Origin of the sequence: Corynebacterium tuberculostearicum, from assembly GCF_032821615.1 — a bacterium.
In the GTDB taxonomy this organism is placed as follows: domain Bacteria; phylum Actinomycetota; class Actinomycetes; order Mycobacteriales; family Mycobacteriaceae; genus Corynebacterium; species Corynebacterium tuberculostearicum_H.
This window is the reverse complement of record NZ_JAVBIF010000023.1, coordinates 1-23008: the sequence shown is the minus strand read 5'-3', so window position 1 is coordinate 23008 and position 23008 is coordinate 1. Positions and strand designations below refer to the sequence as shown.

The window sequence follows — 23008 nt, the reverse complement described above, 5'->3', positions numbered from 1 at the left end:
TCAGACAGGGACGAAAACAAGCCATACCGAAGCCAGCGACTAGTTCCACTGCAACAAGGCAGAAGGAACGCAGATAAACATAGCCTGCCCCAGCATGGGGCTAGGAGTACGAATCCTGAGTCCCTTCAAGCGGAACTGCCAACAACGTAATGGGCGCGTTGCCGCAGCTGCACTCGTTGCCCTAGGTACGATTTCTGTCGCGGTTCCGTCCGCCGTTGCGGCTGAACAAACTAATGAGGCGGTCAGCGCGGTTAGTGACGCTGCTGGAAAAGAAGTGGCTCCTGAAATTGCGAAGAATTTGAATGAGTGGGCAGCATCGCAGGATCTTGATCTCGATGCCGAATTTCAAGAGGAACCTGTAACTATCTCTACCGAGACTCAAAAGGCCCTTGCTGATAAGCACATTGTAATGTTCAACCGCGCAGGGATTGAACCCCCACCGGGTTATGTGTATGACCCTTCAAAGGGAAGCCTGAATGACTATTGTACGAAGTCTCCGGATCAGTTCCCCGCTCCCGGCGACAACGCTGATTTCTCTGGTGCATGTGCAAAGCACGACATGTGCTATGGAGCCCATAAGGATCCCGGTGAGCGTGTGGGTTGCAATGTTCAACTAAATAAGGACATGGTTCATATTTGCAAGAGCGTCTATCCAAATGCCGCAGATCCGCGTAGGGGAGGCTGTTTTGAGACTGCAGGAACCTATTTTGCTGCCGTGACTGCAGCTCATCCTAGCCAGTGGAACCCTACGATTTCGGGATAAAAGAAGCAAAGGAGAGTAACTATGGCAAGTGGAAAACTCCGTCCGGTTTGGCCTGAATTGGTGGCGGCTGTCTTAGGGGTGGCTCTCGTTCTTATGGCCCCAGTCAGAATCGGTTGGATCGGCACTGTGGTCATTTTTCTGTCTGTGGTTTCCGCAATTACCACGTTAATTCTCTCGAAACAGTCCGCGAAGGTCCAGTGGATAGGAATGATTATCGGCATCATTGCGATTGCAGTCGGCCTGTTAATCGGTTCAAAGGGCGATGGGGAAACTGCGATCTTCTCGCCGGCCCTTGTTTGGGTGTTTGGTGCGGGACTAGTGATGTCGACCCTTTGCACCTTGATAGCTCGAAATTTGAAAGTTAATTCAAAGCAAACAGCTTAGGATTTTGAGTCTTTTCTCCGGCGGCCTCGTCTACCTATCGAACATAGTAGGCGGGGCCGTACTCATGCTTGCTGGACTGGGTGGTTAGGTGTTTGTAGGGGACAGTGGATTCAGAGAGTTAAGGCCGGTCTTGGAAAGTCAGTACCTATGACTGGTTACGATCAGCAAGTAGTGTAAACGCATTTGGCAGCCCAGCTAGCCAAGCAGGAGAGCTAGTCGCGCGCCGCTTCCTTGTGGAAGGAGTCCCACCACCATTGCTGCCATGCGGTGGTATGCGGGCTGTGCGGTGGATGGATTACACCGGTGGGGGCGTGTAGTTCGGTCACCGGGCTGATGCCGTGGAGCGAGTTGAGGAACCACAGGGGGCACTCGGCGGCGAGCTCGGGGGTGATGGGGCGCGTTTCGGTGTGAATTCCAAGGTCTGAGGCGCGCCGGGCAACTTGGCGCAGCGTGATGCTAGGCAGCGCCAGCCCGGTGGGGAGGATGAGCGTCTCCCCATCCCAGGCGACGAGCGCGCCGGTGGTGGTCTCCACCATGGCACCGGAGGCATCCACGATGGCGGTGTCATCGGTGCCGTCTGCCTGATGCTTGTTACGGTAGCGTGCCAGCGCTGGGAAGTCGGGGCCCTTGACTAAAGGCTGCATGCGCGGGTCGGGGGCTTGCACATAGGTCACCCGGGTGACCGGGCGCGCAGGGGGCGCAGGGCGAATATCGAGGCGCAGTTGTCCGCCGGCTAGCGAGATGCGGGGGAAGAGATCGCCGGGGCCCATAAGCTGCAGCATCGCGGGGACGAAGCCGGCGGGAAGCGGTCCGGCCACCGACTCGAAGCGCTGGAGGTGCAGGGGGAGGGCGTTGGAGTGGGCGTCGGCAAGCATCCGCCAAGAATCCGCCACGTCAAAGGGGCCGGGGTGGGCCTGGCTTGGAATGAAGCTGCTTTCGTGCCAGAGGTAGGTGCTCATTGCCACGCCCCCAACACGGATTGGGCCTTGAGGTTGCGCTCCTCCAGCTCGGCGGCCGGATCCGAATCCAGGACGATGGCCCCGCCGGCGCCGATGGTGACCTCACCGGCCGCCCGCACGGCTGTGCGGATAACCACGCTGAGATCGGATTGACCGTCAAACCCCAGGTAGCCCACCACGCCGGAGTACACACCGCGCGGTCCCGTTTCGAGTTGGTCAATGATCTCGCAGGTGCGCAGCTTCGGCGCGCCCGTCATCGATCCGGGAGGAAAGGTGGCGCGGAGGGCATCGACCGCGGTGGCACTGGCGCGCAGTTGCCCGGTAATGGTGGACACCAACTGATGGACGGTGGCATAGCTTTCTACCTGCATCAACTTCGGCACGCGTACGGTGCCGGGCTCGCATACCCGGGAGAGATCATTGCGCAGTAGGTCAACGATCATGAGGTTTTCGGCCTGTGTCTTCGGGTCCGTGGTCAGTAGCGCGGGATCCTGGTCGGCCGAGATAGTGCCCTTAATCGGCTTGGCCTCTACCTCACGACCGCGCACGGTGAGGAAGCGCTCGGGCGAGGCGCTGCAGACCTCCACACCATCGAAGACGAGGTGTGCGGCATAGGGGGCGGGATTGTGCGAGCGCAGTTGGGGATAAAGCTCGCCCTCGGCCGCGGCCGTGTAGGTATCGGTCAGGCAGACTTCGTAGCTCTCCCCGGCGTGCAGGAATTCTTGGGCGCGCTTAATCCGCTCCAGGTAGCCAGGGCTGCGCCAGGAGCCCGCGCTTAGCGACGCCCCATCGTCCTCCCCCGTTGGCCGTGGTTCCTCTGCATCCAAGGCGGTCTCCAGGCGGTCCAGGAGATCCTCGGCGCCGTCGCCGGCAAGGCAGCACAGGTGCGCGGTTTTTGCCTGGTGGTCATAGACGATGAAAGACTGCGGCCGCACAAAGTAGGCATCTGGGTAAGGGGAGCGATGGCGTAGCTCAATGGGCAGGGTGAGCTGGGCGCATTCGTAGCCCAAATACCCGATGACCCCGCCGGTAAACGGGAGATCCGGTGCGTCGATGATGCGGGTGGCGAGCTCGCGGTCGAGGAGGGTGAGGATATCGGGGGCGTCGCCAAGCCGGTAGCGCAAAGAGCGACTCAATGCGCCGGCGGTATCGCCGAGGATGGAATAGCGCCCGCGGGGATCCGCGGAATCGAGGAAGAAGGCATCGTTGCCTTCGGCGCGCAGGGCGGCAAAGACCTGTGGGCAGTCCACCGCGCCGGGGACTTCGCGGTGGAGCAGGTGGAACCCGCCCAGAAAGTTGCGCATAATCTCCCGGCCGTACTGGGTAAGCACCGACTCCGGGTGAAATTGCACGCCCCAGTGCGGCAAGCCGTCGACCTTAAGCGCTTGGATGACGCCATCCTCGCTGCGGGCATGCACGGTAATGCCGGGGGTCTCCTCTATATGCAGGGAGTGGTAGCGCACCACTTCGAAGTCTTGCGGGATTCCGGCGAAGATGCCTTCGCCCGAGTGACTGATGGTAGAGACAAAACCGTGGCGCGGCTGCGGCGCGCGCGACACCTGGGCACCGGCCAGTAGACCTAGCCCCTGGTGGCCAAGGCATACACCCAGTACCGGAATCTCGGCCGCGGCTGCGGCGGCGACAATGCCTCGGGCAGCACCGAAATCCTCCTCGCGTTCCGGCGTGCCCGGGCCAGGAGAAATCACCACATGCGAAAATTCGCCGGCACGGACGCGCTCGGCCAGCCCGTCCGCTTCACCGGCAGCGACGACGAGTGGTTCGCGTCCGGCTACCTCCGCGATGAGGTGGGCAAGGTTGAAGGTATAAGAATCGTAATTATCAAGCAGGAGGATCATAGGGAGGCGGAAAGTATCTATGCGGCGGCCGAGTCCATGAGGAACAGCTGGATATCGGTGATAGTCCACAGCATGAAATTGCAGGCCATTACCCAGAAAATGGCCATCCAACTGCGCCACCGCAGATAGCGGTGCAGCTTGCGCACCATGATGATGGCGCAGCCGATCATGCCGAAGAAGGGAATGATCGGGGTGGTCAGGCTAAAGAAGGTGCGCTGCCCGTCGGTGCAGAGCCACGTGGCGGTGCCATCCTCACACAAGGGGCCGCCGGAGAGCCGAGTAAAGAGTGCGACCGCGAAACCATACAGCGCGGAGAGCACAAGAACGCCGATCATGTACCAGACGGCCTGGCGGGTGGAGCGGCGGTTAGCAGCGGCAATCTCTAAAGGGTCCGGCTCATCGGCCAGCTCATCAAAGCTCCGCGGTTCCGGGCGGCGCAGATTGGCATAGTCCGCATCGGAGGTCAGATCGTTTTCGGGATGCTCTGGTCGCAGGCTCATGCCCCAATCCTAACCACAGGCAGGGTGGACCAAGATAGGCACCCGAATATGCGGCAACAGCTCCGTGGCGGTAGATCCCAAGAACACGCGGGCGATGGGGCCCTGCGGGGTGGAGGCCATGAGCATCAGATCGCCCTTCTTCCACTTGAGCGAATCCACCGCCCCGCCCCAGCCTGCACCGGAACCGATTTCTGAGGTGACATCCAGATCGGGGAATTTTTCTTGGATGCTATCGCGGGCGCGGTCCAGCATGGCGAGGGAATCCTCGAGCCACTCGGCCGTCAGCTTAAGCGCCATATCGTGCTTATCCTTGGACGGCGTATTGAGCAGTCCCTTTGCTGAGAAGGCAAGCAGGCGCAGCGGCAGGTTCCAGCGGTTGGCGAGCTCCGCTGCGGCGAGCATCTCATGATCTTCGCGCGGGCTGCGTTCGGTAATGGCAAAGTTGAAGCGGGTGACGCCGTGTTTGGACAGCTTCACCTTGCGGGGCACCAAGCCCAATGGTTGAGGGGAATAATGCAGCAGGGTATCGGCCGTAGAACCAGCGAAGAAACGGCCCTTCGGCGCCGCCTGGTTGGGGCCTAAGATGATGAGGTCTGCCTCGAACTTCTTGGCCATCTCCGTCAGCAGATGGGGGCGCGAAGGCCCATCGACCAAGAGGGAAGGCTTGTCATCCCAGCAGCTGCGGGGTACGCCGGCTTCATCGAGGGCGGCATGGGTCGCGGCCGCGCAGGCCTCCTTTTGTGCTTTAAACCATTTCTTATATTTTCCGCCCAGCTTGGTGAGGGAAGTAGTAGTCCACGGCTGGAACACGGTAGAGATGACCCGCACCTGGGTAGTGGCGGTACGGGAAAGCCACGCGGCACAATCTAGAGCCTCGGTGCCGGAGGAAGAAGGGCTCCAAGAAATAAGAATGCGAAGGGGTTTATCGGCCGAGCCCTTGCTTAAGGCCGGCAGATGCCCATCGGAAGAATCAGTTGCCATACGGAGTGAACTAGTGAGAGATTACGGTTTTCGTTTTCTCAATTATCACGTTAAGCCCAAGAAAAATGAAATCACCGCGGGCAAAACTAGCGCTGTTCGCCGTGCATTGTGGGGCGATAGACATCAGCCAGCTTGGAGATAACGGTGGCAACGTCGTTCGCGGTCTCCAAATCCTTCGGCTCGAGCCACCGCATGATTTCTGCTAGGGCGGAAGCGCGCTGCTGCGAGACGATGGCTAGTTCGGATTCGCCTAGTTGCGTCAGTGCTACCAAGACGCCGCGCCGGTCCTCTTCATCGCGGTGGCGTTCCACGTAGCCGCGGCGCTCTAGCTGGTAGAGCGCGTTGGAGGCGGTGGGCATGCGGATAAGCTCTGCCTGCGCGATAGTGGAAACGCGCGACGGTCCGCGCATACGCAGCTGGTTCATGATGGACACCTGGGAGGTGGTCAGTGAAGAGCCCTCCGCCGTGCGCTGGAAAATAAGAATGAGCTTATTGAGCGACGGCTGGATGGAACGCGCGACCTCGACGGCATCCTCGTACGTAGACGGGGATTGAGCGGGGCCCTTCTCCTCATGTTGCTGCGTCATAGAAAACGATTGTATAGCCCGTTTTCCCTGCGCGGTAGTTTGGAAGTTAAAAAATTAGTTTCCGGCAATAAAGTCTTCTAACTCGGCGCGCGCCACGTCATCGGCCTTTTGTACCGGCGGGGATTTCATCAAGTAGGACGAGGCAGCCAGTACCGGGCCCGCCACCCCGCGGTCGAGGGCAATCTTGGCGGCACGCACCGCATCAATGATGATGCCGGCGGAGTTGGGCGAGTCCCAGACCTCCAGTTTGTACTCCAAGTTCAGAGGTACTTCGCCAAAGGCCGAGCCTTCCAAGCGGACATAGGCCCATTTGCGATCATCGAGCCATTCCACGTAATCGGAAGGCCCGATGTGGACGTTGCGGTCCTCCCGCTTGCCGGCGATGGGCGAGTTGTGCAGGTTAGAGGTTACGGCCTGCGTCTTGGAGATCTTTTTGGATTCGAGGCGCTCGCGCTCGAGCATATTCTTAAAATCCATATTGCCGCCCACATTGAGCTGCATGGTGCGCTCCAAGCGCACGCCGCGGTCTTCAAAGAGCTTCGCCATGACGCGGTGAGTAATGGTGGCGCCTACCTGGGACTTAATATCATCGCCCACGATGGGCAGCCCGGCGTCTTCGAACTTCTTCGCCCATACCGGATCAGAGGCAATAAAGACCGGCAAGGCATTGACAAAGGCGCAGCCGGCATCGATCGCCGCCTGGGCGTAGAACTTATCCGCTTCTTCAGAGCCTACCGGCAGGTAGGAGACTACGACGTCGGCACCGGACTGGCGGAGTATAGCGGGGACGTCGGCAAGCGGGGCTTCCGATTCCGCGATGGATTCTTGGTAGTACCGGCCGAGGCCGTCCAGGGTAGGGCCGCGCTGCACGGTAACGCCCAGCTCAGGGACGTCGGTAATGGAAATGGTGCAATTGCGGGAGCTGCGCGTAGCCTCCGCCAGATCCTTGCCCACCTTGTCCGCATCCACGTCGAAGGCGGCAACGAATTCCACATCGCCTACGTGGTACGGGCCAAATTGGGCGTGCATCAAACCGGGAATATCTGCGTCGGCCGCGGCGTTGCGATAAAACTCCACGCCTTCAATGAGGGACGTGGCGCAGTTGCCGACGCCCACGATGGCGACCTTTACTTTTTCGGACACGGTCTACTCCTTTAACTCCATGAGTTGTGGCTGTCAGTGACTGCGCAAGAGTAAGCCGAAAATTATGCCCTACGGTGGCATAACACCATGTGGATCGATCAAGAAGAGGTAATTAGGATGATCCGGGTGAATTCCGTTGCCTATAAGCACGTGCTCTCCCATGAGTGGGAGCGCGCCCACCACCTGCGCGAATTTCGCGCCGGGCAGCTCACGCGGGAGGACGTGTGCGATGCTGATTTTTTGCTGCGCGCCGCAGCTGAGCACCACGGGCGCACCATGGATAAGGAATGCCCCGTGTGCGGCGAGCCTTTGCGGCTCACCCGCTGGGTCTATGGCGAGAACCTAGGCCGCCGCGCCGGGAGCGCCCGCAGTGAGAAAGAAATAGCGGAGTTTGTGGCCGAGGGCTTGGAGTTTACGGTGCACGAGGTGGAGGTATGCCGCCAGTGCCGGTGGAACCACTTGTTGCGTTCTGCTACTGCATTTAACGCGTGTTAGTTTCCAGCGCACCGCCTTAGGCAGTAAGCTGCAATTATTTAGTTTGTGATCAGGGATGAATGAGGACACGAATCAGTGACCGAGAAGGAATCTACCGGCAAGTCCACTAAGGTGGCTCGCCCCAGCAAAAAGCAGGCGACAAAGAAGCGCCGCATCTGGCCGTGGGTCGTTTTGGCGTTCCTACTGGTCTTTGTAGCACTGCCCGCAGGACTTTTTGCCTACGCATACTCGCAATACACCGTTCCGGAGCCCAAGGACCTGGCCAATAACCAGGTCTCCACCATCTACGCGGGTGATAATCAGACCCAGCTCGCCCGCCTGGTGCCGCCGGAAGGCAATCGCACCCACGTGAAGCTGGATGAAATCCCAGATTACGTGCAGGACTCCGTGCTGGCCGCGGAGGACCGTGACTTCTGGGATAACTCCGGCTTCTCCTTCACCGGCCTCGGCCGCGCCGTGGTGGGTAAGGTAACCGGTAATGAAGATGCTGGCGGCGGTTCCACCATTACCCAGCAGTATGTGAAGAATACGCTGGTGGGCAACGAATACTCCTACGTGCGCAAGATTCGCGAGCTCATCTACTCGGTGAAGATGACCAATGAGTGGGATAAGAAGGACATTCTCAACGCCTACCTCAACACCGTGTACTTCGGCCGCAATGCCTACGGCATCCAGGCGGCATCCAACGCCTACTTTGATAAGGACGCCAGGGACCTCACTCCGGAGGAAGGCGCCATGCTCGCCGGCCTCATTCAGTCCCCATCCGGCCTCGACCCGCGCGTGAACCAGGAGGGCTCCGAGGACCGCTGGAACTACGTACTTGACGGCCTGGTGGGAATGGGTGACCTCACCCAGGAACAGCGCGATGGCATGGTCTTCCCGGAGACCCGCGACCCAGCTGAGTACTCCGCCTACACCGAGGCGCCCGGCGCCAATGGCCACATCAAGGATCAGGTCATCCGCGAGTTGGAAGAGGTAGGCATCACCGAAAACGAGGTGTCCACCGGCGGCCTGCGCATCACCACCACCATCGACATGAATGTGCAGAACAACACCATTCAGGCAGTCGATGACCAGATGGCTCCGCTGCAAGAGGATGCGCGTGCGGCTTCCGTGACCATCGATCCGAAGACCGGTGCGGTCCGCGGATACTTTGGCGGCCACGATTCCAATGGTTGGGACTATGCCAACTCCCCGCTGCAGACCGGTTCTACTTTCAAGATCATGGCCCTTGCGGCCGCCTTGCAGCAGGGCATCAGCCTCGATACCAATTACTCGTCCGCTCCGTACCAGCTGCCTGGTTCGGATGTTGTCACCAACGTGGGCGGCGGCTGCGGCGTGTGCAACCTGCGCGAGGCTACTAAGCAATCCCTGAATACCTCCTTCCTTCGCCTGCAGGCGGACCTCAAGAACGGCACCCAGGACACCGCGGATATGGCGCACGCCCTTGGCGTGGCTAAGTCCCTGCCGGGCATTGACAAGACGCTGACGGAAAAGGGCAAGCAGCCATTCGAAGGCATCGCTCTGGGTCAGTATCAGTCCCGCCCGCTCGATATGGCCACCGCAATGTCCACCCTGGCTAACCAGGGCGTGTGGCATAACCCGCACTTTGTGCAGCGCGTAGAAAACGCTGCCGGCGAAGTGCTGTACGAGCACCCCGAAGACGGCGGCGAGCGCCGCGTATCGTCCAACGTGGCCAATAACGTCCTCGAAGCCATGGAGCCGGTGGCCGCATGGTCTAATGGCGCCCTAGCCGGTGGCCGTGTTTCCGCCGCCAAGACCGGTACCACTCAGATGGGCGATACCGGAAATAACAAGGATGCCTGGATGGTCGGTGCCACCCCGCAGCTGGCTACCGCCGTGTGGGTAGGTACCGCGGATAACACCTCCGCCATCTTCGATCAGTACGGCGGCATCATGTACGGCGCGGGCGCGCCAACCAAGATTTGGAAGGCCGTGCTGGACAACTCCCTGGCCAACTCCGAATTCCAAAACTTCCCGGCTGCCTATCCGCTGGGATTCGGCAACATGGGCGCCGGAACGGCCGCTCCGGCCTATGACCCGAGCTGGGATAGCGGCGCTGGCGATACCCAGGACTACGAGGCCCCTGCCGAGCAAGCAGCTCCGGAAGAGGAGACCAAACCGGTTCAGCCGGAGAATAAGCCGGAGAGTCCGAAGCCTGCCCCGAAACCGCAACGCGGTAATGGCAATAGCGGCAATGGTGGCAATAGCGGTAATAGCAACCAGGCTCCGGCCCAGCCAGAGGCGCCGTCGTTGGATGACCTCATCGGCCCCGATAGCGACTTGGCAGATCTCCTAGGGTAGGCGGCAGTGACAGCGAATCCGCACCAGCGCATTCCCGCCTCCTCAGAACCCTTGGCCCGCGGGGTAATTGAATTCCTCGGCGGGCCAAGGGGCCGTTTTGCCGGTGTACGCCGCACCCAGTGGTGGACCCCGCTGCGCGCCATAATCGCCGTCGGCTGGGTTTTCCTGGCGTGCGGATTCCTCTCGAAGGCTAATTGCGCCGGCGGCACCCGCGGTGATGACGGGGTCATTAACCTAAATTGGGCGGGCAACCGCCAGTACACCTCTTTTTGCTATAACGACATCATCCCGCTCTACGGTGGCCGTGGCCTCGACGAAGGCGGCTTCCCCTATGCCTATTCTTGGCAAGAGGGTGACCTGACCCGCTATATGGAGTACCCAGTCCTCGCGGGCCTATTCCAGGGGTTGATGGGCTGGATTGCCCGCAATACGTACTCTCTGGTTGAGTGGGTTGGCATCCCGGAGGCCGGATGGTACTTCGGCCTGACCGCCTTGGTCATGGCGTGCATCTGGGTAGGCGTGCTCTACATGGTCTACCTGCTGGTGGGCAACCGCACCTGGGACACCATCCTCGTCGCCGCCAGCCCCCTTGTCATCATCCACGCCTTCAGCAACTGGGATATCCCCTCCATTGCCTTTGCCGTAGGTGCGCTCTTGGCCGCCGCGCGCAAGCGCCCTGTCGTTGCGGGTGTCCTCATCGGCCTTGGCACTTCCTTTAAGCTGTGGCCGCTCTTTCTCTTGGGGGCGTTCCTGGTCTTGGCGGTGCGCAATCGTCGCTTGCCGCAATTTTTCTACGCCTTGCTCGGCGCGGCCGTGACCTGGATTGTGGTCAACGCGCCGGTGGCACTGAAGTACCCGGAGGCATGGCGCGAATTTTTCCGCCTCAACCAAGAGCGCGGTGCGGAGTGGACCACCATCTACTCGGTGCTCAGCCGCAATACTGGGATTAGCTTTAGCCCTGAGTTCCTCAATACCTTCAGCCTGGTGGCGTTTTTGGCTCTCTGTGCGGCGATTGCGGTGTTGGGCCTGCGCAGCGCGCGGACCCCGCGCATGGCCGAGCTGGTTTACCTCATCGTGGCAGCCTTCTTACTATTCAACAAGGTATGGTCGCCCCAGTATTCTCTGTGGCTGGTAGTGCCCGCGGCCCTAGCCCTGCCACGCTGGCGCTTGGTCTTTAGCTGGGCGCTTGTCGACGCCCTCGTGTGGCCCCTACTCATGTGGCACATGCTGGGTACAGACAATAAGGGTATTCCGCACGAACTGCTTGACGTTGCGATTATCTCCCGCGACGCCCTCATTATCGCCATGGCTGTCCTCGTCATTCGCCAGATGTGCGGCAAGACCCCGGATAAGGTGCGCGATGCGCACGCCGGCCGCGACCCCTTGGCAGGAGCATTCGCATGATCATTACCTATATCGGAATGGCATCCATCTTCTTGGGATTCCTCTGCGTGATGGGGGCCTTCTGGCTCTTCCACAATCGTGAAGATCGCCGCGGGCCCATCGTGCTGGGGCTTTTGGCCATTCTTTTCCTCACCATCATTCCGGCGACTGCTGCTGTGTTTTTCGCCGCAACGACCACTGGTTAGATTTCTTTTCGCCGGTCATTTGCGGTACTGTAGTGGGGTTGCTTGACGCAACGTACCCTCCTGCTGCATCCGCAAAGGTGATGCAGCCGAAAACTACTAGACCATAGGAGGTGATGAGGTCCGTGCGTCACTACGAAGTCATGATCATTCTGGATCCTAATCAGGATGAGCGCACCGTAACCCCGTCCCTGGATAAGTTCCTCGAAATCGTCCGCCAGGAAGGCGGCAAGGTTGAGAACCTTGATGTATGGGGCAAGCGTCGTCTTGCATACCCCATCAACAAGAAGGAAGAGGGCATTTATGCCGTCGTCAACCTGGAGTGCGAGCACACTTCGGTTGCCGAGCTCGACCGCCGTCTGAACCTGAACGACACCATCCTGCGTACCAAGGTTCTGCGCACCGACAGCAAGTAGCGGATACTGGGATCAAGCACAATCCACGTAACCGATAAGGAGTAAAGACATGGCACAGGGAGATACCAATATCACGGTGGTAGGCAACATCGTTGCTGACCCCGAGCTGCGCTTCACCCCGGCGGGTGCGGCAGTAGCTAACTTCCGCGTCGCCTCCACCCCTCGTCGCTATAACTCGCAGACGAATCAGTGGGAAGACGGCGAAGCTATGTTCCTGACCTGCAACGTATGGCGTCAGGCAGCGGAAAACGTTGCCGAGACCATGTCTAAGGGCATGCGCGTCATCGTTACCGGCCGCTTGAAGCAGCGTTCCTTCCAGACCCGTGAGGGCGATAACCGCACCGTATTCGAGATTGACGTCGACGAAGTCGGTCCGTCTCTGCGCTACGCCACCGCTCAGGTAAACCGCAATCCGCGTGAGGGCGGCAATAACTTTGGCGGCGGCGGCCAACAGCGCTCGAATAACAATAATCAGGGCGGTTTTGGAGGCGGCCAGCAACAGCAGCCGCAGCAGAACCAGGCTCCTTCTGAGGATCCGTGGAACTCCGCACCACCTGCAGGTGGTTTCGGAGGCGCTGATTCTGAACCTCCGTTCTAAGTCTGTCACCCGCAACTATTCAACTAACTCAATTGAAAGGCAGGGATCATGAAGCTGATCCTCACCGCTGCCGTTGAGAACCTCGGCGCCGCTGGCGAAATTGTTGAGGTTAAGGACGGCTACGGACGTAACTACCTGCTTCCTCGCGGCCTGGCCATCGTGGCTACCCGCGGCGCAGAGAAGCAGATTGAGGGCATCAAGCGCGCCCAGGAAGCTCGCGAGATTCGCGACCTGGATCACGCACGTGAGGTCCGTAACCAGCTCGAGCAGCTGACGGATGTCAAGGTAGAGGTTAAGACCTCCGAATCCGGTAAGCTCTTCGGTTCCGTTCAAGCAGAAGACATTGTCAACGCCGTCTCCAAGGCCGGTGGCCCTAAGCTGGATAAGCGCATCGTTGTGCTTCCTAAGGGCCTGGTCAAGAAGACCGGCAACTACCAGGTCGAGCTGAAGCTGCACGCTGATGTTATCGGCAAGGTGAACTTCTCGGTCGTTGCTGCCTAACTAGGCGCACGACGGTCCATATAGACCCAAAGACAACAGCAACGCTTTAGGCCTCAAGTTCCTGCTATGTGAGGTGGCAGGAACTTGGGGCCTTTAGCGCGTTTTCACCGGCCTGTGGATAACTGTGGAATTCTGTGGATAACTCTTTGTGCGTTTAACTTTCTGTTTACGTGGAGTCCTCTTTATTAACCCGCAGGTCAGGCCCCTTATCCACGGATGATGTGCCTATTTTCACACCGGGAAAAACATACCCTGAGCTGGGATTTTGATTTGTGCAGGTCATGGGCCTTTAGAGTTATCCACAGGCCTATGCGGGGCAAATATGGGCAAAGGCTCTCGCGACCTGCAATTTTCACAGCACCCTGTGGATAACTGTGGAAGTTATGCCCAGGGGGTGGTGTCCGGGCACTAGACTACACTGAGATTCCGATACGCTCGGACGCTCAAATAGCCACAAGGGGGAGAAGTCATGACCAACGCCAGCTTTGATGATGAACACCTGCCACCAGAGCCGCCGCCGGAGGAGGAACCGGCCCCACGCCGCCGCTATCAGCAGGAAGAGCCAAAGCGCTATGGCGAATTCCGCCAGCCTCCCGCAGACCGCGAAGCGGAGCAGGGCGTCCTGGGCGCAATGTTGCTGAGCCCCCATACGGTGATGGAGGTCATTGAAGAGCTGGAGCCGGAGGATTTCTACTATCCGGCGCACACGTTGATTTACCGCGCCATGCTGGATCTATATTCCGAGGGCAAGGACGTCGACGCCGTCATTTTGGCCTCCCAGCTCGACCGCTTTAATAACCTCGAGCGCGTCGGTGGCGCTCCTTATCTCCACACGCTGCTAGCTACAGTGCCAACGGCTGCGAACGCACGCTACTACGCCGAAATCGTCGCGGAAAAGGCAGTGCTGCGCAAGCTTGTTGATGCCGGTACGCGCGTAGTACAGCTCGGATTTTCCGGCACCGAAGATGCAGAAATCGAGTCCGTGCTGGACCGTGCGCAGCAGGAAGTTTTCGCCGTCGCCCAGCGCAAGACGGCAGAAGATTACCGTGTCCTGGGAGACCTCATTGACCCCACCATTGATGAACTCGCCGCCCTGCAGCAAGCCGGCGGCGTGGAGCTAGGTGTGCCTACTGGCTTCATCGACCTCGATAAGTTAACCAATGGCCTTCACGCGGGCCAGATGGTCATCGTTGCTGCCCGCCCTGGTGTGGGTAAATCGACCCTAGCCATGGACTTTATGCGTTCCTGCTCCTTGCAGCACGGCAAGTCCTCGGTGATTTTCTCGCTCGAGATGTCAGCTTCTGAAATCGTCATGCGCCTGCTCTCGGCGGAGTCAGAGGTAAAGCTGGCCGATATGCGCGGTGGCCGAGTTTCCACCGAGGACTGGGCAAAAATCGATGAGACCCTCAACCGAGTGCAAGACGCCCCACTCTTCATTGATGACTCCCCGAACCTCACGATGATGGAAATTCGGTCCAAGGCCCGCCGCCTCAAACAGCAGCACGGTTTGGACCTCATCGTCTTGGACTACCTGCAGCTGATGTCTTCGGGTAAAAAGGTGGAGTCCCGCCAGCAAGAGGTCTCCGAGTTCTCCCGTCAGCTGAAGCTCTTGGCCAAGGAGCTGGAGGTTCCCCTCATCGCGATCTCGCAGCTGAACCGTGGACCTGAGGCGCGTACGGATAAAAAGCCGCAGCTTGCGGACCTTCGTGAGTCCGGCTCGCTGGAGCAGGACGCCGATATGGTCATGCTGCTCTACCGCCCCGATTCCCAGGACCGCGATAATGAGCGCGCCGGCGAGGCGGATATTATCCTAGCCAAGCACCGTGGCGGTCCGATTGATACTGTGCAGGTGGCGCACCAGCTGCACTACTCCAAGTTCGTCAATATGGCGCACGGTTAAATTACAGGTCTACAACCGCGTTGGGGTCTCCCAATCGTGGGCCAAGGATGACCAATACCAAGAAAACCGCAGCTGCGGCGAGCGCCAGCCACCGCCATACGGGGAAAAGGCGTTCGCCGCACAGGCGGGCGAACGCCGCACCGATAAGCGCGCCCAGGGTATTGAAGAGAAGATCATCGATATCCGTGCGCCCCAGGGCGAAAGCATATTGGCACACTTCTAGTACGAGGCTGAGGCCAAATCCCCACGCAGCTGTCTTCTTAACGGAGCGGCAGAGGCTAAAGACCAGCATGCCGAAGGGGATGAAGAATGCGGTATTGCCCGCGTACTCAAAGAGCGGGCCAAACCAGCTGCCGCCGGAAAATTCATCGAAAGGAACCCAGCGCAAATCCCGGGCGCGCTGATTTTCCGGTTTCCACAAATAGCCAATCTGGTAGAAGGGCTTGAGCGTGGTTAACGCGACCATAACCGCGGTCCACGCGGCGAGGGATACCCTGCTGAGCACGCGCTAGTCCTTTCTTTCGTGGCGGGGGAGTGTACGCCCCGCCAATGCTAGCCTGCCCAGGGGTGCTCGGCGGCCTTATTTAGCGACGGACGGAAAAGCCGCGCAGCCGCAGCGAGTTAGTAACCACGAAAACCGAGCTCAGCGCCATGGCCAGGCCCGCCAGCAGGGGATTGAGCCAGCCGAGCGCGGCCACGGGAATGAGTACGACGTTATAGGCGAAGGCCCAGAAGAGATTGCCCTTAATGATTGCTAGCGTGCGGCGCGAGAGCCGAATGGCATCAGCGGCGCAGCGTAGATCGCCGTTCATCAGGGTGATATCGGAGGCTTCAATGGCAACATCGGTACCCGCGCCCATGGCGAGGCCGAGGTCGGCTTGGGCCAGCGCGGCGGCGTCGTTAATGCCATCGCCCACCATCGCCACGGTGTGCCCCGCGGCCTGCAGCTCCTTGATGTGGTTCACCTTGTCCTCTGGCAGGACCTCAGCGCTGACGTGATCGATTCCCACCTCGGCAGCCACTGCGCGGGCGGCCCCGGCATTATCACCGGTCAGCAGGTAAGGGGTTAGCCCCAGTTCCTTCATCTGCGCCACGGCGGCGGCCGAGCTGGGCTTGATGGTATCGCGCACCTCAATGACGCCTGCGGGCTGTCCGTTGACGGTGACGACCACCGGCGTGGCACCAGCATCCTGTGCGGCGCGGAACGGCGCTTCCAGGTCGCCCAACGGGCCTTGGCGCTTGCCGACGCCCACCCGGACCCCCTCCACAGTTCCTTCCACGCCACCCGGAACCACTGCGAAGTCGGTAGCCGGCTTTACACTGCGCTCGCTAGCGATAGCGCGAGCGATGGGGTGCTCGGAATTGTGTTCCACGGCCGCGGCCAAGTCGAGGACGTCGCCGTGTACGGCGGTAACGGACATCTCTCCGGCCGTGACCGTTCCGGTCTTATCCATGACGATGGTATCGATTTGCCGCGTAGATTCCAGGATCTCCGGGCCTTTAATGACAAGCCCCAGCTGCGCCCCGCGGCCGGTGCCGACGAGGATCGCGGTGGGCGTCGCCAAGCCCATAGCGCAAGGGCAGGCCACAATGAGGACGGAGACCGCGGCAATAAACGCTGGGGCCACCCCGCCGAAGAAGAGATGCGCAAGGAGCGTCAGCACTGCTACGGCGATGACCGCGGGGACGAAGACTTGCGCAATGCGGTCCACGAGGCGCTGTACTGGTGCCTTGGACGTTTGTGCATCCGTGACCAGCTGGGCCATTTGGGCCAGTACCGTATCCTCGCCCACCTTGGTCGCGCGCACCTCAAGCTTGCCAGAGGCATTAATGGTTGCGCCGGTCACCGCATCGCCGGACCCGACCTCGACGGGCACGGGCTCGCCGGTGATCATGGAGGCGTCGACCGCCGAGTTACCGGCAACGACAATGCCATCGGTGGCGATCTTCTCGCCCGGGCGTACTACGAAGACATCGCCTACTTGCAACTGGGCAATGGGAATGCGCTGCTCGCCTCCCTCGCGCAGTACCGAGGCTTCCTTAGCGCCTAGGGAGAGCAGCTCCCGCAGCGCCTCGGAGGACTGGCCTTTGGCTCGTGCCTCGAACCACCGGCCGAGTAGGAGGAAGGTAATGACCATGCCCACGGACTCGAAATAGATGTGATCCATCTGCGCCGCGTTCGCATCCAACGTCATGTGCATCTTCATGCCCGGTTCGCCTGCATTGCCGAAAAACAGCGCCCATAGCGACCAAAAGTAGGCCGCTGAGGTTCCCATGGTGATAAGCGTGTCCATGGTGAAAGAACCGTGCTTGAGGTTTGTCCACGTAGCGGTGTGGAAAGGCGCGCCACCAAAGATAAAAACGATGGTGGCCACGATGGCGCAGGCCCACTGCCAATTGGGAAATTGCAGTGCCGGCCACATCGATACCACCATGAGCGGTAGCGATAGGGCACCAGAGATGATGGTGCGGCGCAGCAGCCCTCCGTCACTGCTCTTCTCGGCTTGGGGCTCCTCCGCCTTCGCCCCCGCCATATCGAAGGCGCCGTATCCTGCGCTCTCTACCACCGAAATGAGCTCCTGTGGACTTACCGACTGGGAGTCATACTCGATGGCCGCCGCCTCGGTAGCGAAATTGACGCTGGCGCTTACTCCCTCGAGCTTGTTTAGCTTGCGCTCGACGCGGGAGGAGCAGGAGGTGCACGTCATTCCTGTTACGCCAAGGTCCAAGTGGGACATGGTGGTTCCTACTTCAGCGTGTAGCCGGCCTCAGCCACGGCGGCCGCTACCTGTTCATCGGTGAAATCGGTGCCAGTAACCGTGACGGCGCCGGTGGTATGGTCCGCAGTGACCTCGCTAACGCCAGAAATTTCGCCGACCTCTTCCTTTACCGACATTTCGCAATGTCCGCAGGTCATGCCCTCTACGGTGTAGTTCTTGGTGCTCATGATGATCCTTTCTTAGGGTTGGTTTCTGGGCCCATTTTATACCCCCTAGGGGTATATGACAAGGATATTTCATGTACGTTGGGGAATAAAGCAATCCGCAAAGGAGTTAGAACAACCATGGCTACTATCGATGTCACCGAAGAAAACTTTGAAGAAACCGTTACCGGCGAGGGCATTACGCTCGTAGACGCGTGGGCCGATTGGTGCGGCCCCTGCAAGCGCTTTGCGCCGGTTTTTGAAAAGGCCTCCGAAGAGCACACGGATGCTACCTTTGCCAAGCTCGATACCGAGGCCAACCAGGGCCTCGCATCCGCGCTGGAGATTCAGTCCATTCCTACGCTGATGATCTTCCGCGATGGCATCTTGGTCTTCCGCGAGGCTGGCGCGCTGCCACCTGCAGCATTGGAAGACCTGCTGAAGCAGGTCAAGGAACTCGATATGGCGGAGGTTCGCCGCCAAGTAGAAGAGCAGAACGCGCAGGGTTAATCCCCGCTAGCTTCCTGGGCGCTTTCTGGTGAGTATCGCTAAACTCGCTAGAAAGCGTCTTTTTATGTCCAAAGGAGAAGATAATGGCTAACCCCTTCAGCAAGGGCTGGAAGTACATGATGAGTTCCTTCGATCAGAAGATTGATGAGAACGCTGATCCGAAGGTGCAGATCCAGCAGGCCGTCCAGGCCGCCAAGGAGCAGCACCAGCAGATTTCTGATCACGCTGCAGAAATCATCGGCCATAAGTCCCAGCTGGAGATGCAGATGAATCGGCTGGTTAAGTCCCAGCAGGACTACCAGTCTCAAACCCAGCGTGCATTGGAGCTGGCGGATTCTGCGGAGGACCCGCAAAAGGCCTCCGAGTATAACCAGGCTGCGGAAGTGGTTGCCTCCCAGCTGGTAGCGGTGGAGCAGGAGCTGGAAGACGTTAAGCAGCAGTACGCCGCCGCAGAGCAGGCTGCCGCGCAGGCCAAGAGCCAGCAGCAGCAGTCTGAGGCGCGCTTGAAGGAACAACTAGCGCAAGTTAGCCAGCTGGAGGCTCAGGCGGACCAGGCGGCTATGCAAGAAAAGAACGCCCAGGCTATTGATTCCATGAATCAGCTCAACCCGGACGATTCCGTACCTACTCTTGATTCTGTGCGTGCCAAGATTGAAAAGCGCTACGCCGATGCCCTTGGCGCGCAAGAATTGCAGCACGCCACCGGCGGCGATCGCATTAATGAGATCCAAGCCGCCGGCAATGACATGAAGGCGACTGCGCGCCTTGATGCCATCCGGGCGGATCTTAAAAAGAAGAAAGAGCTCGAGTCCGGCGATTAATTCTGCCGGCGAACGTTAATGAGAACCCCACGAATCCCTGAGTGGAATCCATCGCGCAGGTTCACGCGCTGGGTTTCGGTCAGGGTGTATTCGTGCAGGGTTTCGCAGGCAAACTGCAACAGCGGGCGGTCGATCTCCGGGGGAAGCCCGCCGCCTGAAAGTAGATGTGCCTGATCTCGCTGCTCGGTGCTAGCAGCGTTATCGAACCACCACGAGGCGTATTGCTGGCCCACGTCGAATGGGGATTGGAAGCCGGCCGAGCTCCATACTTCTTCCGGCAGCGGCACATACTTAGAGCGCAGCTTGCGGCGCGGCGCCATCATGGATGGCTTGGGCGCCGGCTTCTCCGCGGGGGAGTCCTCCTCGGCGGCGGAATCCTCTGCGGCATCCGCCTTGGGAGGAGCCGGCTTGGGCGTTGGGGCCGGGGTGGGCTTTTCTGTGGCGCCGAAGGCTGCCTCCACCTCTGAAGGCTCGCCGCATTCATCCGGTTCGGGCATTTCCTCGCCCTCTTTATGCCCATTTTCGCGCACCACTGGAGGAAGCGGGCCTTCTAGGACCTGCAATTCCATAGCGTCTGCGAAGTCCTCGCGAGGGTCCAAGATGGTGGTGGAATCGCAGGCATGGCGCAGTGCGGAGGACATGGAGTCCCAGCCAAACCCATAAAGATGTACGCGGATGCCGTTATCCACGGCGGCTTGAGCGCCGGGAATCATGTCCGCATCGCCGCTGACGAGGACAAAGTCGGTGAATTGTCCCTTCATGGCGGCGATGACCATGTCCGCTACGAGACGGGTATCTACGGCCTTTTGGGTGCGGCGCTCACCCCATTCGATGAGCTGACCGGTGCGCAGCTGGACCCCTTCGCAGGTGCGCAGGGCGCGCTGGTAGCGGTGTGGGCCGGTATCGGGAATGCCGTCATACCAGTATTGGCGCTGGATTGGGGTTCCCAGTTGGTTCTCGATCATCCCGCCCATGGTGCTGACCACCTCGGGCAGATCGATTTCTAGCTGTGCGCGGGCACCCGTTTCCCACGAGTTATAAAAGCTTGCGAGCAAGTATGAGGTATCGACAAAGACGAGTGTGCGTTCAAGCATGGCTCCTAAGTTCCGTTCTAATTGTTCTAAATAAAATTCTTTGTGGTTTCCAGTGTGCCCCATTAGTCACAAAACGTCGATAACCTTGGACAAAATCCCAGCGCAGTGGCAGCAAAAAAGTTTTCTCTTTGGAAGTATTGCAGGGGTGGGGTGTTGCCGATATGGTTGGTTACACAAGTAACTAACCAACGAACCGAGGGTCAATGGATAATTCCACGCAACCACTCTTCCGTCAGATTGCTTCTCTGGTGGAGGACGCCATCGTGGACGGAACCTTGGGCGAGGGGGATAGGGCCCCATCTACTAACGAGCTTGCTGATTTCCACAACATCAACCCGGCCACTGCCCGCAAGGGCATCAGCCTCCTGGTGGATATTGGGGTGCTGGATAAGCGCCGCGGCATCGGCATGTTCGTGGCAGAAGGCGCCCTGAAAACGATCCGCGAGCGCCGCCGCGCCGATTTCGCGGCGGAATATATGGCACCGCTTGTCGACGAAGCCGTTCGCCTGGGCTACAACCGGGCCCAACTCCACGACCTATTTGATCGCGTTGCAGAAAGCCGAGGAATGTACTCATGATTACAACACGAGATTTCACCTTTGCCGATGGCCTCACACATGGCTTAGTTGGCCCCAATGGCATTGGCAAGACCACGCTCCTGCGCAAAATCGCTGGCCAAATCCAATCTGGCGGTATTACGGTCTTCGGGGAAGAGCCCTTTGACAAGCAATCGGTCCTTAACCGGGTTATTTTGATGGGGATTGATAACCCACTGCCGGATTCCTGGGGCATCGGAAAGCTGGGCGTCATTGGTAAGGCGCGCTGGCCGCGTTGGGATGAGGAGCGTTTCAATGAGCTGTTGGTTCGCTTCGACGTACCGGCCAAGGCCTATTCTTCCCTGTCCCGCGGGCAAAAGTCTGCGGTGGGATTCATCTTTGCCGTAGCTTCCGGCTGCGAGGTCATGCTTCTCGACGAACCCTATCTCGGCCTTGATACACAGCGCCGCGAGCTCTTTTATCAGGTGCTGCGCGAGGAACACGGTCGTACCATTGTCATCTCCACCCATCACCTCAATGAGGTAGCGGGCCTCCTCGACACCGTCGCTCTTATGGGGGACAGCCCGATTTCAGGCCCCATTGATGACTTCATCGAGGGAATTCTTGAGCTCACCGGCCCATCTGAGGCTCTCAACGCAGCGGTCGAAGAGCTCGATCTCCCAGTACTGAGTAGAGAAACCACGCTTGTAGGAGATCGCCTGCTTGCCGACGCCCGCTCTGCCGCCACCGAGCCTATCTTCCGCACGGCCCAGGCCCATGGCCTGCGGATCAATGAAGTTTCCTTGGAACGTGCGGTTATGGCATTGGAGGAGAAAGCATGAAACTCCTGTGGTACCTAGGCGATTGGTGGCGCTGGACCTTTTTCCTTTTCGCTTTGCTCGTCATGCCCGTCATGGCGCAGGGAACGTGGAACGTGCTCCCGGTGATCTTTTCCTTGTCACTAATACTTTCCCTGACACCAGACTTTAAGAAGTATCAGTTGGTGGGCCTAGGCTCGAAAATCTGGAATGAGCATCGCCGCATTCTCGTTGTCCTGTGTACATTAGCGTCAGCTATCGGTGCCCTCACCGTGCAGTTGTGGTGGGCATTGCCCATTTATGCCGTCGCAGCGGCGTGGGCCATGTACCGCAGGGCTACTCCTAAACGGGTCGGGTACACCACGACCGGTTCCCAACCCTCAAACGGATTTGGATGGTTCCCCCGCACCTTGGCCGGGCAAACCATTTACCGCCGGCAGGTCAAGGCATGGGGTGCTGCGTGTCTGGCGCTAGCAATCGGGTTTGTACTTAGCCGGTATAAGGAGGACATCCCGTTGCTTGGTTTCCTTGGCATCTTCATCTGGACACTTTCAATTGCGATGCTCTTCGCAGCTTTCCACAGCTTGCGAGTATCTCTGCGCGAATACACGGTGCTTGGTGGTAGCCGTACCGTCTGGGCCCGCCACACTGCCGTGCTCGGCCTGATACCTGTCCTAGTCGCGACCACCTCCAGTGCAGTACTGGCAAACGACGGTGAACTTGTAGCGGACATCGTGCTGCTTAGTGCCACCTGCGCCCCTGTAGTGGTCAGTCTGGAATTTCTGGGAAAGAAGAACTGGCACCTATTCGCTCTCTACCTGGTCCTCATTGCTGGGATGGCACTTCTGCGCACTCTGGTGCCGGTCTCCGCGGTTGCCCAGCTTTTCTTGGCGGTGGCTTTCTATACAGTCTGGGCTTTGATGCTGCCCGCGTACATTCGCCGAGCAAACGCTCACCGTGGCGGAATGAGCGCTTGGATGGGCATAGATTAAACCGCTCAAAAGAAGGGTTGGCCTGGGGATTTGTGTTTGTTTAAGTCGCTGTGTAACTTAATACGAGTCAGCGCGACCGACAGCGCCCCACAGGAACAGCAAAATTCCTGGCTGAAGCGGCGATAGGAAAACAGGCCCTGACAAAACAAAATTCTTTTTGCTCACAACGAGCTACATGCCAAAGTGTGTGGTTGTTGTGTGGTGATGATGTTTGAGAACTCAATAGTGTGCCAATGTACTTTTTATTTTTTGTGTGCATGGTTGTGTGTTGATTGGTTTGTCTGCCAGCAGGCTTAGTGGTTTGTTGGTTGGTGTGTGCC

At 59.2% G+C, this 23008-nt stretch carries 26 protein-coding genes; 15 read left to right on the top strand and 11 right to left on the bottom strand.

Translation table 11 applies throughout. From position 1 onward, the window contains the following. The first annotated feature begins 94 nt into the window (after positions 1-94). Together RAE09_RS11015 and RAE09_RS11010 are read left to right on the top strand one after the other, a co-directional pair. The gene (locus RAE09_RS11015) at positions 95-763 is read left to right on the top strand and encodes a hypothetical protein (RefSeq protein ID WP_316981696.1); all 669 of its coding nucleotides are present in this window, start codon (positions 95-97) and stop codon (positions 761-763) included. A gap of 21 nt (positions 764-784) precedes the next feature. Continuing rightward, a complete protein-coding gene (locus RAE09_RS11010) occupies positions 785-1147 on the top strand; it encodes a hypothetical protein (RefSeq protein WP_316981695.1) in 363 nt (120 codons plus the stop codon). Positions 1148-1359: 212 nt separating this feature from the next. On the opposite strand, the gene RAE09_RS11005 is transcribed toward RAE09_RS11010, so the two are convergent. From RAE09_RS11005 to RAE09_RS10980, 6 genes are all read right to left on the bottom strand, one after another. Beyond that, positions 1360-2106 carry an aminotransferase class IV gene (locus RAE09_RS11005; protein WP_316981694.1) on the bottom strand — a complete coding sequence of 249 codons (747 nt, stop codon included), beginning with the start codon at positions 2104-2106 and terminating at the stop codon, positions 1360-1362. Then, positions 2103-3962, bottom strand: coding sequence for a chorismate-binding protein (locus RAE09_RS11000; protein WP_316981693.1), 1860 nt, complete (start codon positions 3960-3962; stop codon positions 2103-2105). The genes RAE09_RS11005 and RAE09_RS11000 overlap by 4 nt, the downstream gene beginning before the upstream one ends. A gap of 17 nt (positions 3963-3979) precedes the next feature. Continuing rightward, complete coding sequence (locus tag RAE09_RS10995; protein WP_179387139.1) at positions 3980-4462, bottom strand: hypothetical protein; 483 nt, start codon at positions 4460-4462, stop codon at positions 3980-3982. A gap of 9 nt (positions 4463-4471) precedes the next feature. Then, the gene (locus RAE09_RS10990) at positions 4472-5443 is read right to left on the bottom strand and encodes a universal stress protein (RefSeq protein ID WP_316981692.1); all 972 of its coding nucleotides are present in this window, start codon (positions 5441-5443) and stop codon (positions 4472-4474) included. A gap of 86 nt (positions 5444-5529) precedes the next feature. After that, positions 5530-6030, bottom strand: a complete 501-nt coding sequence (locus RAE09_RS10985) for a MarR family winged helix-turn-helix transcriptional regulator (RefSeq protein ID WP_204610726.1) — start codon at positions 6028-6030, stop codon at positions 5530-5532. 54 nt (positions 6031-6084) lie between these two features. Then, positions 6085-7173 (bottom strand): inositol-3-phosphate synthase, encoded by a 1089-nt coding sequence (locus RAE09_RS10980; RefSeq protein WP_005326986.1) that lies wholly within the window; start codon positions 7171-7173, stop codon positions 6085-6087. Positions 7174-7290: 117 nt separating this feature from the next. Here RAE09_RS10980 and RAE09_RS10975 point away from each other — a divergent pair, with 117 nt between their 5' ends. From RAE09_RS10975 to dnaB, 8 genes are all read left to right on the top strand, one after another. Further along, positions 7291-7668 carry a DUF5318 family protein gene (locus RAE09_RS10975; RefSeq protein ID WP_034667960.1) on the top strand — a complete coding sequence of 126 codons (378 nt, stop codon included), beginning with the start codon at positions 7291-7293 and terminating at the stop codon, positions 7666-7668. Positions 7669-7743: 75 nt separating this feature from the next. Beyond that, positions 7744-9993 carry a transglycosylase domain-containing protein gene (locus RAE09_RS10970; RefSeq protein ID WP_316981691.1) on the top strand — a complete coding sequence of 750 codons (2250 nt, stop codon included), beginning with the start codon at positions 7744-7746 and terminating at the stop codon, positions 9991-9993. A gap of 6 nt (positions 9994-9999) precedes the next feature. Beyond that, entirely contained in the window at positions 10000-11397 is a 1398-nt protein-coding gene (locus tag RAE09_RS10965) for a glycosyltransferase family 87 protein (protein ID WP_200435873.1), read from the top strand. Further along, positions 11394-11582, top strand: coding sequence for a hypothetical protein (locus tag RAE09_RS10960; protein ID WP_200435872.1), 189 nt, complete (start codon positions 11394-11396; stop codon positions 11580-11582). The genes RAE09_RS10965 and RAE09_RS10960 overlap by 4 nt, the downstream gene beginning before the upstream one ends. A 122-nt stretch (positions 11583-11704) precedes the next feature. After that, positions 11705-11995 carry a 30S ribosomal protein S6 gene (rpsF, locus tag RAE09_RS10955; protein ID WP_005326996.1) on the top strand — a complete coding sequence of 97 codons (291 nt, stop codon included), beginning with the start codon at positions 11705-11707 and terminating at the stop codon, positions 11993-11995. A 49-nt stretch (positions 11996-12044) separates the two neighbouring features. Then, on the top strand, positions 12045-12593 hold the full coding sequence (locus RAE09_RS10950; protein ID WP_005326997.1) for a single-stranded DNA-binding protein: 549 nt from the start codon (positions 12045-12047) through the stop codon (positions 12591-12593). Between the two features lie 48 nt (positions 12594-12641). Beyond that, a complete protein-coding gene (gene rplI / locus RAE09_RS10945; RefSeq protein WP_005325949.1) occupies positions 12642-13094 on the top strand; it encodes a 50S ribosomal protein L9 in 453 nt (150 codons plus the stop codon). A gap of 469 nt (positions 13095-13563) precedes the next feature. Continuing rightward, a complete protein-coding gene (gene dnaB, locus RAE09_RS10940) occupies positions 13564-14994 on the top strand; it encodes a replicative DNA helicase (protein ID WP_005325950.1) in 1431 nt (476 codons plus the stop codon). A 1-nt stretch (position 14995) separates the two neighbouring features. Here the strand turns inward: dnaB and RAE09_RS10935 are convergent, their stop codons facing one another. The 3 genes from RAE09_RS10935 to RAE09_RS10925 form a co-directional block, all read right to left on the bottom strand. Continuing rightward, positions 14996-15460 carry a VanZ family protein gene (locus RAE09_RS10935; protein ID WP_040425474.1) on the bottom strand — a complete coding sequence of 155 codons (465 nt, stop codon included), beginning with the start codon at positions 15458-15460 and terminating at the stop codon, positions 14996-14998. A gap of 118 nt (positions 15461-15578) precedes the next feature. Continuing rightward, a complete protein-coding gene (locus RAE09_RS10930) occupies positions 15579-17732 on the bottom strand; it encodes a heavy metal translocating P-type ATPase (RefSeq protein WP_316981690.1) in 2154 nt (717 codons plus the stop codon). A gap of 8 nt (positions 17733-17740) precedes the next feature. Continuing rightward, positions 17741-17941, bottom strand: a complete 201-nt coding sequence (locus RAE09_RS10925) for a heavy-metal-associated domain-containing protein (RefSeq protein ID WP_005325954.1) — start codon at positions 17939-17941, stop codon at positions 17741-17743. Positions 17942-18058: 117 nt separating this feature from the next. Here RAE09_RS10925 and trxA point away from each other — a divergent pair, with 117 nt between their 5' ends. Together trxA and RAE09_RS10915 are read left to right on the top strand one after the other, a co-directional pair. Then, positions 18059-18427 (top strand): thioredoxin, encoded by a 369-nt coding sequence (gene trxA / locus RAE09_RS10920; RefSeq protein ID WP_005325956.1) that lies wholly within the window; start codon positions 18059-18061, stop codon positions 18425-18427. 83 nt (positions 18428-18510) lie between these two features. Further along, entirely contained in the window at positions 18511-19248 is a 738-nt protein-coding gene (locus tag RAE09_RS10915) for a PspA/IM30 family protein (RefSeq protein WP_005325958.1), read from the top strand. Here RAE09_RS10915 and RAE09_RS10910 read toward each other — a convergent pair. Then, positions 19245-20342: an NYN domain-containing protein gene (locus RAE09_RS10910; protein WP_250412785.1), complete on the bottom strand. Its 1098-nt coding sequence runs from the start codon at positions 20340-20342 to the stop codon at positions 19245-19247. The two genes, RAE09_RS10915 and RAE09_RS10910, sit on opposite strands and share 4 nt — an antisense overlap. Positions 20343-20545: 203 nt before the next feature. Here RAE09_RS10910 and RAE09_RS10905 point away from each other — a divergent pair, with 203 nt between their 5' ends. From RAE09_RS10905 to RAE09_RS10895, 3 genes are read left to right on the top strand one after another with little or no spacing between them, the layout of a single operon-like run. Beyond that, positions 20546-20920 carry a GntR family transcriptional regulator gene (locus tag RAE09_RS10905; RefSeq protein WP_005327000.1) on the top strand — a complete coding sequence of 125 codons (375 nt, stop codon included), beginning with the start codon at positions 20546-20548 and terminating at the stop codon, positions 20918-20920. Next, entirely contained in the window at positions 20917-21720 is an 804-nt protein-coding gene (locus RAE09_RS10900) for an AAA family ATPase (RefSeq protein WP_250411142.1), read from the top strand. Before RAE09_RS10905 ends, RAE09_RS10900 begins: the two co-directional genes overlap by 4 nt. Beyond that, positions 21717-22688 carry a beta-carotene 15,15'-monooxygenase gene (locus RAE09_RS10895; RefSeq protein ID WP_316981689.1) on the top strand — a complete coding sequence of 324 codons (972 nt, stop codon included), beginning with the start codon at positions 21717-21719 and terminating at the stop codon, positions 22686-22688. The genes RAE09_RS10900 and RAE09_RS10895 overlap by 4 nt, the downstream gene beginning before the upstream one ends. A gap of 67 nt (positions 22689-22755) precedes the next feature. Here RAE09_RS10895 and RAE09_RS10890 read toward each other — a convergent pair. Further along, on the bottom strand, positions 22756-23008 hold a 253-nt coding region (locus RAE09_RS10890; protein WP_316981688.1), incomplete at its 5' end, for a hypothetical protein.

What these genes read in the sequence shown, in the direction of transcription:
- RAE09_RS11015 (WP_316981696.1), top strand. Translation starts at nt 95, where the DNA reads ATGGGGCTAGGAGTACGAATCCTGAGTCCCTTCAAGCGGAACTGCCAA.
- RAE09_RS11010 (WP_316981695.1), top strand. Translation starts at nt 785, where the DNA reads ATGGCAAGTGGAAAACTCCGTCCGGTTTGGCCTGAATTGGTGGCGGCT.
- RAE09_RS11005 (WP_316981694.1), bottom strand. Translation starts at nt 2,106, where the DNA reads ATGAGCACCTACCTCTGGCACGAAAGCAGCTTCATTCCAAGCCAGGCC.
- RAE09_RS11000 (WP_316981693.1), bottom strand. Translation starts at nt 3,962, where the DNA reads ATGATCCTCCTGCTTGATAATTACGATTCTTATACCTTCAACCTTGCC.
- RAE09_RS10995 (WP_179387139.1), bottom strand. Translation starts at nt 4,462, where the DNA reads ATGAGCCTGCGACCAGAGCATCCCGAAAACGATCTGACCTCCGATGCG.
- RAE09_RS10990 (WP_316981692.1), bottom strand. Translation starts at nt 5,443, where the DNA reads ATGGCAACTGATTCTTCCGATGGGCATCTGCCGGCCTTAAGCAAGGGC.
- RAE09_RS10985 (WP_204610726.1), bottom strand. Translation starts at nt 6,030, where the DNA reads ATGACGCAGCAACATGAGGAGAAGGGCCCCGCTCAATCCCCGTCTACG.
- RAE09_RS10975 (WP_034667960.1), top strand. Translation starts at nt 7,291, where the DNA reads ATGATCCGGGTGAATTCCGTTGCCTATAAGCACGTGCTCTCCCATGAG.
- RAE09_RS10960 (WP_200435872.1), top strand. Translation starts at nt 11,394, where the DNA reads ATGATCATTACCTATATCGGAATGGCATCCATCTTCTTGGGATTCCTC.
- RAE09_RS10950 (WP_005326997.1), top strand. Translation starts at nt 12,045, where the DNA reads ATGGCACAGGGAGATACCAATATCACGGTGGTAGGCAACATCGTTGCT.
- rplI (WP_005325949.1), top strand. Translation starts at nt 12,642, where the DNA reads ATGAAGCTGATCCTCACCGCTGCCGTTGAGAACCTCGGCGCCGCTGGC.
- dnaB (WP_005325950.1), top strand. Translation starts at nt 13,564, where the DNA reads ATGACCAACGCCAGCTTTGATGATGAACACCTGCCACCAGAGCCGCCG.
- RAE09_RS10935 (WP_040425474.1), bottom strand. Translation starts at nt 15,460, where the DNA reads ATGGTCGCGTTAACCACGCTCAAGCCCTTCTACCAGATTGGCTATTTG.
- RAE09_RS10930 (WP_316981690.1), bottom strand. Translation starts at nt 17,732, where the DNA reads ATGTCCCACTTGGACCTTGGCGTAACAGGAATGACGTGCACCTCCTGC.
- RAE09_RS10925 (WP_005325954.1), bottom strand. Translation starts at nt 17,941, where the DNA reads ATGAGCACCAAGAACTACACCGTAGAGGGCATGACCTGCGGACATTGC.
- trxA (WP_005325956.1), top strand. Translation starts at nt 18,059, where the DNA reads ATGGCTACTATCGATGTCACCGAAGAAAACTTTGAAGAAACCGTTACC.
- RAE09_RS10915 (WP_005325958.1), top strand. Translation starts at nt 18,511, where the DNA reads ATGGCTAACCCCTTCAGCAAGGGCTGGAAGTACATGATGAGTTCCTTC.
- RAE09_RS10910 (WP_250412785.1), bottom strand. Translation starts at nt 20,342, where the DNA reads ATGCTTGAACGCACACTCGTCTTTGTCGATACCTCATACTTGCTCGCA.
- RAE09_RS10905 (WP_005327000.1), top strand. Translation starts at nt 20,546, where the DNA reads ATGGATAATTCCACGCAACCACTCTTCCGTCAGATTGCTTCTCTGGTG.
- RAE09_RS10900 (WP_250411142.1), top strand. Translation starts at nt 20,917, where the DNA reads ATGATTACAACACGAGATTTCACCTTTGCCGATGGCCTCACACATGGC.
- RAE09_RS10895 (WP_316981689.1), top strand. Translation starts at nt 21,717, where the DNA reads ATGAAACTCCTGTGGTACCTAGGCGATTGGTGGCGCTGGACCTTTTTC.